Source organism: Faecalibacillus sp., from assembly GCF_047023275.1.
Classification (GTDB): Bacteria; Bacillota_I; Bacilli_A; order Erysipelotrichales; family Coprobacillaceae; genus Faecalibacillus.
In genome coordinates, this window is record NZ_JBKYAR010000020.1 from 37,237 (window position 1) to 53,889 (window position 16,653).

General features: G+C 28.9%; 18 protein-coding genes, 1 pseudogene and 1 other annotated feature. All 19 genes and pseudogenes read right to left on the reverse strand.

The features are described from left to right. Positions 1-90 precede the first annotated feature (90 nt). Positions 91-561, reverse strand: coding sequence for a hypothetical protein (locus tag ACLVEP_RS08285; protein ID WP_412584116.1), 471 nt, complete (start codon positions 559-561; stop codon positions 91-93). 185 nt (positions 562-746) lie between these two features. Further along, positions 747-1,787 (reverse strand): D-alanine--D-alanine ligase family protein, encoded by a 1,041-nt coding sequence (locus tag ACLVEP_RS08290; RefSeq protein ID WP_412584118.1) that lies wholly within the window; start codon positions 1,785-1,787, stop codon positions 747-749. 10 nt (positions 1,788-1,797) lie between these two features. Then, a complete protein-coding gene (locus ACLVEP_RS08295; protein WP_412584120.1) occupies positions 1,798-2,424 on the reverse strand; it encodes a lysozyme family protein in 627 nt (208 codons plus the stop codon). A 3-nt stretch (positions 2,425-2,427) separates the two neighbouring features. Beyond that, positions 2,428-3,759, reverse strand: coding sequence for a UDP-N-acetylmuramoyl-tripeptide--D-alanyl-D-alanine ligase (locus ACLVEP_RS08300; RefSeq protein WP_412584122.1), 1,332 nt, complete (start codon positions 3,757-3,759; stop codon positions 2,428-2,430). 9 nt (positions 3,760-3,768) lie between these two features. After that, entirely contained in the window at positions 3,769-4,962 is a 1,194-nt protein-coding gene (locus ACLVEP_RS08305) for a DUF5050 domain-containing protein (RefSeq protein WP_412584124.1), read from the reverse strand. A gap of 62 nt (positions 4,963-5,024) precedes the next feature. Beyond that, the gene (locus ACLVEP_RS08310; RefSeq protein ID WP_412584126.1) at positions 5,025-6,368 is read right to left on the reverse strand and encodes a hypothetical protein; all 1,344 of its coding nucleotides are present in this window, start codon (positions 6,366-6,368) and stop codon (positions 5,025-5,027) included. Positions 6,369-6,418: 50 nt separating this feature from the next. Continuing rightward, positions 6,419-7,054, reverse strand: a complete 636-nt coding sequence (locus ACLVEP_RS08315; protein ID WP_412584128.1) for a methionine ABC transporter permease — start codon at positions 7,052-7,054, stop codon at positions 6,419-6,421. Continuing rightward, a complete protein-coding gene (locus ACLVEP_RS08320) occupies positions 7,051-8,019 on the reverse strand; it encodes a methionine ABC transporter ATP-binding protein (RefSeq protein ID WP_412584130.1) in 969 nt (322 codons plus the stop codon). Before ACLVEP_RS08320 ends, ACLVEP_RS08315 begins: the two co-directional genes overlap by 4 nt. 13 nt (positions 8,020-8,032) lie before the next feature. Further along, on the reverse strand, positions 8,033-8,515 hold the full coding sequence (gene msrA / locus ACLVEP_RS08325) for a peptide-methionine (S)-S-oxide reductase MsrA (protein WP_412584133.1): 483 nt from the start codon (positions 8,513-8,515) through the stop codon (positions 8,033-8,035). Between the two features lie 11 nt (positions 8,516-8,526). Then, on the reverse strand, positions 8,527-9,348 hold the full coding sequence (locus tag ACLVEP_RS08330) for a MetQ/NlpA family ABC transporter substrate-binding protein (protein ID WP_412584135.1): 822 nt from the start codon (positions 9,346-9,348) through the stop codon (positions 8,527-8,529). A gap of 58 nt (positions 9,349-9,406) precedes the next feature. Continuing rightward, positions 9,407-9,642 (reverse strand) — a binding site (T-box leader). Between the two features lie 49 nt (positions 9,643-9,691). Continuing rightward, on the reverse strand, positions 9,692-9,976 hold the full coding sequence (locus ACLVEP_RS08335) for a hypothetical protein (protein ID WP_119362710.1): 285 nt from the start codon (positions 9,974-9,976) through the stop codon (positions 9,692-9,694). Between the two features lie 10 nt (positions 9,977-9,986). Then, complete coding sequence (locus ACLVEP_RS08340; protein WP_022001629.1) at positions 9,987-10,205, reverse strand: helix-turn-helix domain-containing protein; 219 nt, start codon at positions 10,203-10,205, stop codon at positions 9,987-9,989. Then, the gene (whiA, locus tag ACLVEP_RS08345) at positions 10,198-11,148 is read right to left on the reverse strand and encodes a DNA-binding protein WhiA (protein ID WP_412584138.1); all 951 of its coding nucleotides are present in this window, start codon (positions 11,146-11,148) and stop codon (positions 10,198-10,200) included. The genes ACLVEP_RS08340 and whiA overlap by 8 nt, the downstream gene beginning before the upstream one ends. Then, positions 11,148-11,996 (reverse strand): RNase adapter RapZ, encoded by an 849-nt coding sequence (gene rapZ / locus ACLVEP_RS08350; protein WP_412584140.1) that lies wholly within the window; start codon positions 11,994-11,996, stop codon positions 11,148-11,150. Before rapZ ends, whiA begins: the two co-directional genes overlap by 1 nt. An 80-nt stretch (positions 11,997-12,076) precedes the next feature. Continuing rightward, positions 12,077-12,979 (reverse strand): thioredoxin-disulfide reductase, encoded by a 903-nt coding sequence (trxB, locus tag ACLVEP_RS08355; protein ID WP_412584142.1) that lies wholly within the window; start codon positions 12,977-12,979, stop codon positions 12,077-12,079. Then, positions 12,973-13,620, reverse strand: a complete 648-nt coding sequence (ppaX, locus tag ACLVEP_RS08360; protein ID WP_412584144.1) for a pyrophosphatase PpaX — start codon at positions 13,618-13,620, stop codon at positions 12,973-12,975. The genes trxB and ppaX overlap by 7 nt, the downstream gene beginning before the upstream one ends. Positions 13,621-13,680: 60 nt before the next feature. After that, positions 13,681-14,484 (reverse strand): prolipoprotein diacylglyceryl transferase, encoded by an 804-nt coding sequence (gene lgt, locus ACLVEP_RS08365; protein ID WP_412584146.1) that lies wholly within the window; start codon positions 14,482-14,484, stop codon positions 13,681-13,683. Beyond that, positions 14,481-15,422, reverse strand: coding sequence for an HPr(Ser) kinase/phosphatase (gene hprK / locus ACLVEP_RS08370; RefSeq protein WP_317999823.1), 942 nt, complete (start codon positions 15,420-15,422; stop codon positions 14,481-14,483). Before hprK ends, lgt begins: the two co-directional genes overlap by 4 nt. 11 nt (positions 15,423-15,433) lie before the next feature. Continuing rightward, positions 15,434-16,653 (reverse strand): annotated as a pseudogene (locus ACLVEP_RS08375) (excinuclease ABC subunit UvrA); the annotation flags it as partial.

Below are 16,653 nucleotides of genomic sequence, written 5' to 3' on the forward strand. Positions count from 1 at the left end.
GGACATAGATATGTATCTTCTATATCTTTCGTATAATCACTATAACCACAATTTTAACAAGTTGTTTAACCAATGCATAAACAAATACTTCTAAGAAAGAAATAAATCCTTGATGACATTAATTACTGCATAGTAATAAAAATTTTCCCTTTCCATTGCTGATGAATCAACTTTTGTCATAAGCCCCGCAATTTTACTTACTGTTCCACCTCTCATTCTTCTATTTTTCTTGTTAATTTGAGCTTGACTTGCACCTGTTCCTAATCTATAAATTGATAATTTCGTAATATTTCCCATTGTTTTGACTGTAAAGACAAAACCAGCACACCCCTCAATCTCTGTTGTCATTAATACAAGACAATCCTCATATTTTTTACTAAATATACCACCAGATTGTAGTTGCTCTCTTCTTAAACTATATCCTACTCCTATCTTAGGAAATCCTTCATTGGAATTAAAGCAATATTCTAATTCGTCAAGACCAAATTTTTGATTAAATTGAATATTTTGTACCAATCCATAATCCTCCCAATTAGATAAAAAATCTTTTGTTAACATCATTTTATTTCTCCTCCTTTCTTGTCTTTACTATAGCCTTTTCTACACAAAATGTATTTGCCTATACTTTGACCACTTTTTGACAAAATAAAAAAATCCACAATATTATGTGGACTTAATAAACCGATAAAAAAGAGCTTCCCTCAGGAAAAAAATCCTATTGTACGAATGTACAATAGGAACATAATCTATTTATCAAAAGCAAGTTTAATGACTCTATCTAATAATTCACTATAAGAAATACCAAAATCATTCATTAATTGTGGATACATAGAAATCTTTGTAAATCCAGGTAAAGTATTGATTTCATTTAAATAGATTTGATTTGTTTTCTTATCTAAGAAGAAATCAACTCTTGATAGACCATGTCCATCAACTGCTTTAAATACTCTTAAAGCATATTCACGAATCTTATCTTGAATTTCTTGATCAACTAAAGCAGGAATACATGTTTTACTTTCTTCATCTTCATATTTAGATTCAAAAGTATAGAATTCACCATGAGGCATGATTTGTCCAACACGTGATACAACTGGATCATCATTTCCTAAAACAGCTGTTTCAAGTTCAATACAATCTACACACTCTTCTACAACAATATGGCGATCATATTTTGAAGCTTCAATAAGTTTAGTCATTAAATCTTCTTTATGATCACAACGATAACATCCAACGCTTGAACCTGAACGACTTGCTTTAATAAAACATGGGAACCCTAATTCTTCTTCCACTGTTTTTTCAATATCTTCAATTTCATCAAATTGTTTATTGACAACAACAAGTTTTCCATCATATCTTTTTTTAACATATAAAGATTTTACTTGGGGAATTCCTGCAGTTTCTAAAATCTTCTTTGTATAGATTTTATCCATAGATACTGCTGAAGCTAAAACACGACATCCAACATAAGGAACACCTGCTAATTCAAATAAACCTTGGATTGTTCCATCTTCACCAAAAGCTCCATGTAAAATTGGTAAAACAACATCTTGTTGTTTTAATAAACCAAAAACATCTTGAAGAGCTTGAGAATTTTCTAACCAAGTATCTTGAGCTAAATCAGCTTGATCTTGATCTAATAAATACCAAGATCCATCTTGATCAATTCCTACTAATGTCACATCATAATGTTCTTTATTTAAATTATTCATTACTGATGTACAAGACATACGAGAAACAATATGTTCACTCGATTTTCCACCACAAACAACCATCAATTTTTGTTTCATAATAATCTCCTTAACGATATAATTCTAACCAATCATCTACTAAAGTAGTATCTTCATAATATCTTAAAACATGATATACATACTTACTATCTCCATAGACTGATACGTTATAATCCTTTTTACATTTTTCAGAAAAATCTATAGCATTTTGATAAGTATATTGCTTGTCTGTTTGTTCAATGTAATTTATATATCCAATACCATAATTATAAGATTGTAAGGCTAAAAAGATACCTTTTTCATCTTTTAAAGATGTTACTTTTGCTTTTTCTAAACATTTAGCAAAATATTGAATACCTACTTGAATAGAATATTCGGGGTTATTGATAGCATTTGGTTTCTTTTCAAATTGTGTATTAAATTCACATTCTGATGATTGCATTGGGTCATTTCCTTGTCCCCCTGATTCTTGCATCATCATAGCCTGTAATAATCCTAAATATTCTTCTATATTATTTTCCCTTGCATATTTTAGCATTAAATCTTCATAATTCAATACCTGAGTTGATACCAATTTATTCTCTTGATTAAATTGATTTTTAATAAGTTGATAAAATGAAAAAGCAAGTAAAAATAATAAAGCTGTTAAAATAAGTTGAAAAGGTTTTTTTAGTTTTAATTTTTTCTTTTTTTTCATAATTTATATCTTTTCTACAATTTCTTTTAAATTCATAGAGTGACTTCCTTTTACTAAAATCACATCCCCATCTTTTAAAAGATCTTCTAATTGTTTTATAGCTTCTTGATTAGTTGCAAAATAATAAACATTTTCCATATTTTCTTTAGCTTTTTGAGACATATATTTTGCTTCTTTACCAATACAAATCAAAACATCTATTTTTTTAGCAGCTATATAATTACCAACTTCTTCATGAAGTTGTTGACTATAACTTCCAAGTTCCAACATATCTGCTAAAATAGCTACTTTACGTTTTTTATAATTTGCTAGTACATCAATACTAGACTTCATTGAATCTACACTGGCATTATAAGTTCCATCAATAATTGTTTTATGATTTTTTTCAACAATATCCATTCTGTTTTTAGTTAATTCAAATTCTTGGATTCCCTTTTTAATATCTTCTAAAGAAATATCTAATTCTAAACCTACAGCAATCGCAATTAAAGCATTAGAAACATTGTGTTCTCCTTGAACAGGAACAATGATTTCTTCACTTTGTCCATGATAATGAACGATAAAAGTACTTTTATCCTCAAATAATTCAATATCACTTGCTTGAATTGAAGCAGTCTTATTTTTTCCTACTCTAACAACATTTAAACGAGGTAAATCAACTGTGTGTAACATATCATTATCATCATTAATAATCAAAGTAGTTTGATCTTTCATACCATCTGTAATTTCTAATTTAGCTTTTAGAATATTTTCACGGCTTCCAAGTTCACCAATATGTGCTGTTCCAACATTCGTAATACATGCTACATCAGGATGAGCAATCATTGATAATCTTGACATTTCATTTAAATGATTCATTCCCATTTCTAAAACCATGACTTCTTCACCATGATATCTTAAGATTGTAAGAGGTAACCCAATTTCGTTGTTGTAGTTTCCATCTGTTTTTAATGTTTTATATTTTTGTTTAACAACACTATAAACCATATCTCTGGTACTTGTTTTCCCCACACTTCCTGTAACTCCAATAACTTTTACAGGACGATGGTTTCTTAAATAAATGGCCATATCTTTTAAAGCTTGATAGGTATCTTTTACTTTAATCACAATTTTATCTGGGTAACTAACATCTTTAGCTGTAATAATTGCTGTTGCTCCTGTTTGAAAAGCACTTTCAATAAAATCATGCCCATCAAATCTTTCACCTTTTAAAGGAATATACATTCCTCCATTTTCCATTTGTCGACTATCTTGACTAAAAAAGCAAATATCATCTTCTTTATTTCCTGATAATAAAGTTCCATGTGTTGCTTCTAATATTTCATATACTTTCATTTTATTCTCCTATACATCTTGTAAATTTTCAAAGTCTTGTGTTGCTTCTTCACTTAATGATTTATATTGTCCTTGAATATTAAAAACAATATATTTAAGTCCACCATCTTGACTATATCCTTGTGTAAATATATCAGATCCTAAAACTTGTAAATCTGATACAACAATATTTTTAAATAAAACCTGATCATCTTTTCCTTTTAAGTTCATCATTTTAAGTTGTGTTTTTGAAGCATAGACAATATTATTATTGACTAAGGCAATTGCACGATTTTCTACTTTTTTTAATGTTTTCGCTTTTAATGTTTTTTTATTTATTTTTATAATTTGAGATTGATTTGTTAAATAAATATTATTTTTATCAAGTGTAAAAGTACATTGTTTTTCATAAAGCGTTTCAACATTTTCACCATTAATTGTCATTCTTTTTAAAGCATATTGTTCATCATTTTTTGCTAAATAATAAATATAATCACCATCTATTGTAAGATCATAAGAAGTTTCATCATTTAATTTTTTATTTGTTTGATCTTCTAATGAATAACGATAAAGACTTTCATGATCTTGATCTAATTGATAATAAATCACATGATCTTTAATAATAGGATAGTACACATTTTCAAGAATTTGTGTTGTAGTTTTATGATTTAAATCATAAGCTTGATAATTATAGTTTGTATCACAATAATAAAGAATATCATCTTCAATACTTAAATATCCAACACAATCTTCTATTAATACTTCACTAGTATCTAATTGATCTAAATCACTTACTAAAAGTTGATTATTTACAACATAATAGAGATGTTTACTATCTTTAAGATATTGTCCACCTGCTTGATTATTAGCTGATACATTATAAGTACTTACTTTTCCTTTTAGGGTATAGTTGGTTTGTTGATTTGAAGCTGATTGTAATGGATGATTGACTATATAATTTCCTAGAAAAACAGCTGCTAAACATAAAACACCTGAAATAAACCAAAGTATTGGCTTTTTCCAATATCCTTTATAAGGATCCTCTTCTTCAATAATTTCTTCTGGTGTTTGTTTCATACCACAAGCAGGACAAATCTCTTCATTCTCAGCTAATGGTATATGACAACGAACACAAACCTTCTTTATAGGTTTTAACTGTTTTCCACATTGAGGACAAAACAGCATATCATCTTCGACATATGTTCCACATTGACTACAATACATTTTTATCACTCCTAGTGACCTTATTCTACCACAGTCACAAAACAAAAAGAATGACTAAATTGTCATTCTTGTAAAGGAGCATACATTCCATCATATGTACTTATAAAATAATGTGGGTTATCATTATCATCGTAAGTAATGAAAACTACTTTATCTCCCACAATAAAGAAATCACTGGCATCATCATAAATATGATAGACATCATCATTTATATGTGCTTCTAATAAACCATCATAATCTATCATATAATTGATTTCTTGTTGATTGACTTGATCATTTGCAATCCCAAAACAATGTATATTATCCATTGATTGCAATTTATTTTTAGTATTATTTTGTAAATTAATACGATAAATACCATCATAATCTTGATAATAAAGAAGTCCATTAGAAAAATAACAATTTTCATATTGATCTAGTTTTTTCTTAATTACATTTCCATGATAATCAGTTAAATATGTATCATAGTCGTCATCATAATATAAAATACATTGATTAACATTATCTATATAGAAATACATTACATTTTTTAAAAGCTTTTTATTTGTTACAGTATTCATATTTTGATCAACTACCAAACAATAGAGCTTATCTTCTTTCGTATAAAAAATATTTTGTCCATCCACATAACAACGATCAACACCCTTTAATAAAACCTTCTTTTCTCCATATATATTTAAATAAATAAATTCATCATATTTTCTATAAAAACAACCTCTTTCATCTACATAAAGGTCACCACAGTTTTCATCTTCTAAGACTTCTTTTCTTTCAAAAGATGCACTATATTTAACTAATTCATTTTCTAAAGAAACATATAGCTCATTTCGATAAACAAAAGCACCATTTTCTTCATTTATAAAATTATAATTATAATCACTGCGTGAAGTGTCTTGTTGAAGCTGTATACTTGATAATTCACTATTTCCATGATCATCAAAAGAAATGATATCACCCTTTTCACTACCATCACCACTTATAGCATCTATAATAATTTCAACAATTGGAATAAAAATAAAACATACAGACATAATGACACCTATCATTGACTTAATAAAAGATTTATTTTTTTCTGTATTTAAATTATTCTTTTGAATTGGTATATACTGCTTCACTTTCTTTAAAGAATCTTTATAATCATAAGCATTCTTTTTATAATCATAACTTTCAGAAACCGTATGATAATTATGACTTGCTTCACTATGTACACTAGTATCAGGGGTTATCTTTTTAATGGTCTCCGTATTACGATAAATTGTAGGGCTACCACAATTGGAACAATATTCTTGATAAGGATAAATGAGTTTTGAACATACAGGACATGTTATTTTTCCCACTTGTTTATGTCCACATAAATGACATTCTAAACTATTTCCTATTTCTGCTCCACAATTTCTACATTTCATATTCCCACTCCTTTGTTCAATCATAACATAAAAAAGACCACTTGGGTCTTTTAGGATAATTTTTTATATAAGTGATTACCAATCGTTTGAATAATTTGAACAAAGATAATAAGAATGATACTTGTAATAATAAGATAAGGAATCTTGTAAGCTTGATAACCATATCTAATAGCGATATCTCCAAGTCCTCCTGCTCCTAAAGCACCACCCATTGCACTATATCCAATAATGCTAATCATTGTAAGTGTTATTCCTGATAAAATAGCTGGAATAGCTTCTTTTAAATAAACATGAAATATAATTTGAAAATCACTTGCGCCAAATGATTTAGCTGCTTCAATTAAACCAACATCTACACTTCTTAAGGCACTTTCAATGACTCTAGCAACAAAAGGAATTGCTGAAATTGTAAGAGGAACTAAAGCTGCTGTTGTCCCAATTGCTTTACCAGCAATTAATCTTGTAAGTGGAATCACAATAACCATTAAAATAACAAAAGGAAAGCTTCTAAAGATATTCACTAAAACATCTAAAATTGTATAAATGACTTTATTGGGTTTTAAACCATCTGGTGCGGTAAGTGTTAAAATGATTGCTGGAATAAAACCTAAAATAACTGCAAATAAAGTTGATCCAATGACCATATATAATGTTTCATAAGTTGCTTTTAAAATAACATCACTCATACAATTTCCTCCCATGTAATACCTTCTTGATTTAAATAATTTCCTACAGCTAATAAATCCTTTTCTTCAATATTAATAATAAGACTTCCCATCATTGAACCTCTGAAATTTTCTAATTTTCCTTGGCATATATCAAAATTAATATCTAATGTTCTAGCAAGCTGTGTAATCGTATGTGATTTTGAATTATTGTTTGTAAAGAATAATTTAATGTTTTTACCAGTTTGTGGCAATATTTCTATATCATCACCTACAAATTTTTGTATTTCTTCATTTGGAGCAACAAAAAGTTCCTCTGGTTTACCAACAGAAATCACACGTCCATCTTTTAGAAATGCAACTTTATTACAAATTTGTTTAATGACTTCCATTTGGTGTGTGACAACCACAATTGTAATATTCATCTCTTTATTAATTTTTAATAATAGATTTAAAATATCTCTTGTAATTTGTGGATCCAATGCAGATGTAGCTTCATCACATAAAAGAATTTTAGGATTTAAAACAAGTGCTCTCGCTATTGCAACTCTTTGTTTTTGTCCTCCACTTAATTGACGAGGATAAGCATGGCTTTTATCTTCTAAACCAACAAGTTTTAAAAGCTTTTCGATTCTTTGTTTATTGTCTAAACTATGTGGATCTTGTTTCCAAAATTTTAATGGTAAAGCAACATTATCATAAACATTTAATCTATTTAAAAGATTAAAGTTTTGGAAAATCATTCCCATTTCTTTTTGAATAGAACCTAATTGTTTTTTATTTAAAGAAGATACAGCTTGTCCATCAACAATCACATCTCCCTTTTGAAAATTTTCTAAACCATTGAAACAGCGAAGCAGTGTAGATTTACCTGCCCCACTTTGTCCAATAATTCCAAAAATATCTCCCTGTTCAATTTGAAAAGAAACATCTTTTAAAACTTCTAAAGAACCATAGCTTTTATATAAATTTTGTATTTTAATCATAAACCTCATCCTCTCAACCAAAGAAGCATTTTCCTATATGACAATACCCTTGGGGATTTTTTTCTAAATATTTTTGATGATATTCTTCTGCTTTATAGAAGTTATCTAATGGTTGTATTTCAACAACGACTTTTCCTTGATAATTTTTTTGAATTTCATTTGTTTTATTTTGAATAATTTCTAAATCATTTTCATTTGTATAATAAATCCCTGTACGATAAGAAATACCTTCATCTTCACCTTGCTTATTTAAAGAAGTAGGATCAATTATCTTGTAATAATCATCCAATATTTGACTTAAACTTCTTATACTTTCATCATATTCAACTTTGACTGTTTCAACATGCCCTGTTTTTTCTGCTTTAACATCTTCATATTTAGGATTTTCAGTATGTCCATTGGCATAACCTACTGTAGTTTTTACAATTCCTTCAAATTGATCAAAATATTTTTGAACGCCCCAGAAGCATCCTCCAGCTAAATAAATAACACTCATTTTAAATCTCCTTATTTTGTAGGATCTGTAAAGACAGCTTGAACAGAACCTTTATATTTTTTGATATAACTTTTTACTTTTTTAGATTGTAATGCTTTCTTTAATGCTTTTGTTTTAGCTGTATTTTCATTACCTTCTTTAACAACTAAATAATTGATATATGGTTGTGCTTCTTCATCTGTAAAGCTTTCTGTTAATAAGACGTTTGCACTATCTCCTAAATTATGTTCTAATGCATAGTTTCCATTGATAACAGCAACATCTACATCTGGTAAGTTATTTGGTAAGTTGGCTGCTTCTAATTCTTCAATTTTATAATTATGTGGATTTGATGTAATACTTGATGCTGTATAAAGTGCATCATCGTTTAATTCAATTAAATTATTTTTAGCAAGTAAAGCAAGTGCTCTTGATTCATTTGAACCATCATTTGGTACAGCAATTGTTGCTCCATCTTTTAAATCATCTAATGATTTTAAGTTTTCTGAATATAAAGCCATTGCTTCATAATGAATACCAGCAACTGCTTTTAAATGTAATTTTCTTTCTTTATTTTGTTCTTTTAAATAAGCTAATGTTTGGAAATAGTTAGCATCTAAATCTCCATCTTCTAATGAAGTGTTAGGTGTTACATAATCTGTAAATTCTGTAACTTCTAATGTATACCCTTCTTTTTCTAACTCATCTTTAACAACATCGTTTAAGATTTCAGCATGTGGGATTGCTGTTGCCCCTATTTTGATTGTTTTGTCATCATTTGATGATCCATTAGCACATCCTGCAATTGATAATGCGAATGCTGCTGATAATAATAATTTTAATCCTTTTTTCATTTTTCTTTTCCCCTTTTTCTTTTATTACAATACAACAAACAAAAAACTCGTCCTTTATACAAAGGACGAGTTACCTCGCGTTACCACCTTAATTTAAAATAACCTCACGATTATTTCCTCATCGAGTACCATCATACTCTATCACTTTAACGGGTGAATCCGTCATAGCCTAACCAACTTGGGCTCGGTATGCAACTCCAAGGCCATTTTCATTTATCTTCCATGTTTCTTTTCCACCAACCAAGAACTCTCTATGCATTTTCAATAAATTACTTTCCTTTTCAATGTCTTTTTGTATTGTTGATATCATAGTATACCTCTATGAATTGAATGTCAATAGTTTTTATTCATTTTCATCTTTTTCTACATAATTAACATCAATAACATCATCACTCCCATTACGGTAAGCTTGACCTGATTGATACGCAGCTTTTTTCTCTGCCATCTCTTTTTCAATTCTTTCATTATATTCTTTTAATTGTTTTTCATATAAATATCTTCTAATAAAAGAATAAATCACAAGAATTGCGATAATGATCCATGTAATGGGACTAAATAATAAATTTAAAAGTAAACTTAAAACTAAAATAACAACTGCAATAACTAAAATAATTTGATAAATTGGCATTTTTTTACTCCTATTTAGAAAAATTAAATAACTCTTTCACTTCTACTTTCAAACCATCTGCTAACTTTGAAATAGCTTTTAAAGAAATATTTCTAGTACCTCTTTCAACATCTGAAATATAATTTTTAGATAATCCTGAACGAAATGAAAGTTCTTCTTGAGAGATATGTGCTCTCACTCTTAATTCTTTAATTCGTAAACCAAATAAAATATGAATATCTTTATTCATTTTGCATTTGCATTAATTGTGCTGCTTGTTCACTTAATTTTTTAAAACGATGATGTAACCCTGATTTACTAATTGTAAGCCCTGTTTCATCTTGATAAGCATTGCACAATTCATTCAATGTATAATCTGGATATTTTTTACGAATCAAAGCGACAGTTCTCGTTTTTTCATCAAGCATATCAAGTCCCATAAACATCTCAATAATGCTGATATCTTCTAATTGTTTATTAGAAGAAGCCATTGATTTGACCTCATTAGCAATATCACAGTTATTCCACCTATTTACAGTATTTGACATACTACGGTCAATACGAGTACTTTCAAAGTTCATTACCGATTGGCTTGCTCCAATGGCTCTTAAAAAGTCTCCTATTTTCTCTGCCGATTTTAAATATATAATATATTTGTTTCTTCTTTTTGTCATTTTGGCATTTAAATGAAAATAATTCATTAGTTCTTGAATAAATAATGCATATTCTTCTTCATCAACAGATAACTCTAAATGATAATTAGAGGTTTCTGGGTTATTCACAGATCCTCCAGATAAAAAGATACCTGCTAAAAATGCTCTTTTACAACATTCTTTTTGAATTATTTTTTTATTAGGAAGTGTATGAAAACCTAATCCATTCATTAAACCTAAATCATCTAAAATTTCTCTTGCTTTTGAAACTTTAAGGATATAGACATTATTTTTTTGTAATTTCATTTTTCTTGAAACGAGAAACTCTATATGAGGATGATACACTTCTTTTAACATTTTATGAACTTTAGACGCTATTTTCGCATTTTCTGTTCTTATTGTAAGCAATAAACCTTGATTTGATAAAGAAAGTGTTCCATTAACCTTGATAATTGCTGATAAAATAGCCTTTTGACAACAAATATCAAAATCATTAAAAACAACTTCTTCTTTAACTTGTCTAGCAAATGATACTTTCATTAATGAACAGCATCCCTATGTAGACGATGAACATGATATTTTTGACTATAGTGATCAGCAAAATAATTTGTTAAGCTCACTGAACGATGTTGTCCTCCAGTACATCCAATACCAATGACAACATGTGTTTTCCCTTCTTTATCATATTCTTCTAATAAGTAATCAAGTAAGTCTGTCATTTTTTGAATAAAGACTTGGGTTTCAGGTTTATCTATTACATAATCATAAACTTCTTTATCGTTTCCAGTTAAATTTCTAAGTTCATCTATATAGAAAGGATTTGGTAAAAAACGCACATCAAAAAGTAAATCTGCATCTTTAGGAATTCCATGTTTATATCCAAAGGATACAAAACTAATTCTAAATGGATCTATAGATTGGTGATTGAATTGGTTTTCTAATAACTGTTGGAACTTATTTCCTTTTAGATTTGTTGTATCAATAACCACATTTGCTTCTTTAGAAATAGGTCTTGCTAATTTTCTTTCATATTCAATAGCTTCAACTAATGTAGAAGCTTTATTAGAAATCAAGATAGGATGTGTTCTTCTTGTTTCTTTATATCTTTTTAAAATAATATTATCATCACAATCTAAGAAAACAACTGATACATTTAACCAATCTACATTGTTTAAAAAACGAATAGCTTTTGGTGCATCAGCTAAACTTACTGCCATGGCTATTCTTTGATAATTCGTATTATCTTTTAAAAATTCTGAAAAAGCCCCTAATAAGGCAATAGGATAATTATCAATACAACAATAAGCCATATTTTCAAAAGCAGCCATTGCAGTTGTTTTTCCTGCACCTGACATTCCTGTAACAATAACAATTTCAATTTTGTCCATAATACCTCCCCTTTCTATTTTCGTATCTATTCTATCAAAATTCATCTCTAAATAAAAGCCAGATGTGACCATCTGAGCTTTTATTTTAATGAAGCAATGTATTGTCCAGCAATAGCACCATCATTTGTAGCAGTAACAACTTGTCTTAATTGCTTATTTCTTACATCTCCTGCAACAAAAACTCCTTTAACTGCTGTTTCCATATTTTCATTAGCGTCAATATACCCCTCTGTATTAACAATTCCTAATGACTTTGCACATTGTGTCATTGGATCTAGCCCAATAAATGGGAAAATACCATTGACCATTAATTCTTCTTTTTCACCTGTTTCACTATTTTCTAAAACAAGACCTTTTACTTTATTATTTTCTTCTAAAATTACAGCTGGTTTTCTTTTAAAATGAACTTCAATGTTTTCATTTTTTGATAGACGATCTTGAATAATTTTATCTGCTCTAAAAACATCTCGTCTTACAATTAAATGTACTTTTTTACATAATGTTGCAAGATACATAGCTTCTTCAAGTGCTGAATTTCCACCACCAATCACAGCAACTTCTTGATTTTTAAAGAATGGACCATCACAGACAGCACAATAAGAAATTCCACGTCCAACAAGTTCGTTTTCTTTTTCAAGATTCATTTGTCTTTCTTTTGTTCCTGTCGCAATTAAAACATATTTTGCTTGATATGTTTGTTTAGTAGTCACAACTTCTTTGTAATCACCATGATCTTTAATATCTAAAACTTCACCATATTCCATTTTAGCTCCAAAGCTCAAGGCACTTTCATACATTGTAAAAGCAATTTCTGGACCTGGAGTTGGTTTAAGTCCAGGATAGTTTTCAATTTGTGCAGTAACATTTAATTTACCACCTGGGGCTGCCATATCAAATATTAAAACATCTAATCCAGCACGACTAGCATATAAGCAAGCACTTAGACCCGCTGGTCCAGCTCCAATAATTATTAAATCTAACATTCTTCATTCTCCTTTATATAATCTATAAATTCTTGATAATCATTAATTAATAAATCTGGATGTTCTTTTTCTATAAGAGCATATCCTTTAGGTGACCATTTCACTCCTACTGTTTTAATTCCAGCATTTTTCCCCGCTTGAATATCAGTTACATTATCACCAACATAATAACCTTCTTGGCAATTTAATTTTTTTAAAGCACACAATATACCTTCAGGATCTGGTTTAGAGTGTTTAACATCATTTTCTCCAATAATGACATCAAAATATTGTGTAATATTAAATAAATCTAATCCTAAAATAGCTGCTTCTTTATATTTCGTTGTTACTACAGCCAAAGGGAATCCTTGTGCTTTTAAATATTTTAACATTTCTTCAACATATGGATAAATTGTGACATAATCTTCATGATGTGCATGATTATATTCTCGATAGTATTGAATTAATTCATCCACTTGATTTTCTTCTACATAACGACTAAAGGTGTTCTTTAAAGAAGGTCCTAAAAATGAAAGGAGTTCTTCTTCACTTAAAGTATAACCTGGTTTATATTTTTTAAATGTGTGTATAAATGATTTTTTTATTAATAAATCAGTATTTAAGAGTGTTCCATCTAAATCAAAAATTATTGCTTTTTTCATACTTTTCTCCTTAATGTTAATTATTATATCTATTTTACAAAAAAAAGATAGTCTTATGCACTATCTTTTCTTTAATACATCTTGTCCTTTAAAATGACAATAAATAAATCCTATTAAACCAACAACAACAAATACAATAGAAACAAGTTGAGCAGTTTTTAAACCAAAAACATATAAACTATCTGTTCTAAATGCTTCTATGAAAAAACGAATAAATCCATACCAAATAAAATAAGTAAAAAACTGAATTCCTTGTTTTTGTTGGTACTTTCTAATAACAAAGAAAATAATCAAAAAACCAATCACACATCCTATTGATTCATATAAAAATGTAGGTTGATAATATTGACCATGAATATACATTTTATCAATAATAAACTGTGGTAGATGTAATGACTTTAAAAAACTTAAATCAACTGCACTTCCATAAGCTTCTTGATTAAAGAAATTTCCCCATCTTCCACATGCTTGGGCAATAAGGACACCTGGCATAATGGCATCTCCTGCAACAAGAAATGAAATATTTCTTTTTTTAAAAAAGAAATAACTATAAATAAGTCCTGTGATAAGTCCTCCTTGAATAGCAAGTCCTCCATGATTGATCATGATGATTTCTGTTGGATTATTAGCATATAATTCATTCCACATAAAGATGACATACCAAATTCTAGCACCTATGATTCCTACAAATAATAAACCAAAAACATAATCAGAAAGTACTTCTTTTGAATATCCTAATCTTTTAAAGTGATATTGTCCTAAATAATAAGCAATTGCTGCTCCTGTTAATATACAAATTGCATACCATTGTATAGAAAGTGGTCCAATTTCTATAAAGGTATTAAAGCTTGGAAAGAATCTCATTGTTCTTGTTTATTATGATCAATATTTTTAAGAATACGTTCAACAAATTCTTTACTTGAATCAATACCTACGTCACGTAAACGCATATTCATAACAGCAGCTTCAATAATAACAGACATACTACGACCACTTGATACAGGAACAACTATTTTTGGAATTTTAATTCCTAAAACATCTTCTGAAATATCATTTTCTTCAACCCCTACACGTGTATATTCACGTGATGGTACCCAACGTTCTAATTGAATCACTAAATCTACATCATTTCTATCTAAAATAGCAGAAATACCAAACATTTTAGAAACATCAATGACCCCAATTCCTCTAATTTCTAATAAGTTAGCAAGAACAGCAGGTGCTTTACCAACAATTTTTTGTCCTACACGATAAAGTTCTACAGCATCATCAGCTACTAATAAATGTCCTCTTTTAACTAATTCTAAGGCAATTTCTGATTTACCAATTCCACTATCACCTTTAATAATGACACCTTTACCATGAATATTTAGAAAAACTCCATGCATTAATGTTTCTCTTGCAAGTTTTTCTTCTAGGGTATTCATAAGTTCACTTGATACAACACCCGTAATCATTTCTGTTTGAAAAATTGGAAAATTTCTTTCATCAGCAATATTTTTTAATACTTCAGGACAAGCGTGTCCTTTACAAATCACAATACAAGGTACTTCTTCATTAATTAAACATGGAAAGATTTCTTTTTGTCTTTCTTCTGTCATTTCAGCAATAAAAGCCATTTCTTTATCGCCAAAAACAATAATTCTTCTAAAGTCACTATGTTTAAAGAATCCTGCTAATTCAAAACCTGGTCGATTAATTTCACCAGTTAAAATAACCCTTTTTAAAGATTCTTCATTTCCTGTAACTTGTTGATAATTTTTATTATTCCCTAATAATTTTTCTACTGTAATTGATTTCATCTTTTTTCTCCTTAAAGCATTGATTTTAAGAACTGACCTGTATAACTTTTTTCACATTTAGCTACTTTTTCTGGAGTTCCCGTCACAACAATTGTTCCTCCTCCAGCACCACCTTCAGGTCCTAAATCAATAATATGATCTGCAACTTTGATAACATCTAAATTATGTTCAATAACAATAATTGTATCTCCTTGATCAACAATACGTTGTAAAACATCAATAAGTCTTGCAACATCGTGACTGTGTAATCCTGTTGTCGGTTCATCAAGAATATAAACTGTTTTCCCTGTTGATTTCTTTTGTAACTCACTTGCAAGTTTTACTCTTTGTGCTTCTCCACCAGAAAGTGTTGTTGCACTTTGTCCTAATTTAATATAACCAAGACCAACATCATAAAGTGTTTGAATTTTATTTCTAATTTTTGGTAAATTATCAAAGAAATCTAACGCTTCTTCTACTGTCATTTCTAAAACATCATAAATGTTTTTATCTTTATAAGTCACTTGTAAAGTTTCTTCATTGTATCTTTTACCTTCACATTGTTCACAAGGAACATAGACATCTGGTAAAAAGTGCATTGAAATTTTCTTTAGCCCATCACCTTGACATGCTTCACAACGACCACCTTTAACGTTAAATGAGAATCTTCCTTTATCATATCCTCTCATTTTAGCTTCATTTGTTTGTGCAAATAAATCACGGATATCATCAAAGACACCTGTATAAGTTACTGGATTTGAACGTGGTGTTCTTCCAATTGGATCTTGTGAAACTTCAATGACTTTATCAATATTTTCAATTCCCAAGATTTCTTTATGTAAACCTGGTCTCTCTTTTGATTGATAAACATATCTCATTAATGATTTTCCTAAAATATCATTCACTAATGTTGATTTACCACTTCCTGATACTCCTGTAACAACATTGAACTTACCAAGAGGAAATTTAACATTAATATTTTTTAAGTTATGTTCCTTAGCTCCTTTAACTTCAATAAATAAGCCATTTCCTTTACGTCGTTTTTTAGGAACTTCAATTTTTCTTTTTCCTGATAAATATTGTCCTGTAATAGAATCCTTACAGTTCATAACTTCTTCTGGTGTTCCTGCACAAATAACTTGTCCACCATGAACACCAGCCCCTGGACCAATATCAACAATAAAGTCTGAAGCTCTCATCGTATCTTCATCATGTTCAACAACTAAAACACTATTTCCTAAATCTCTAATAT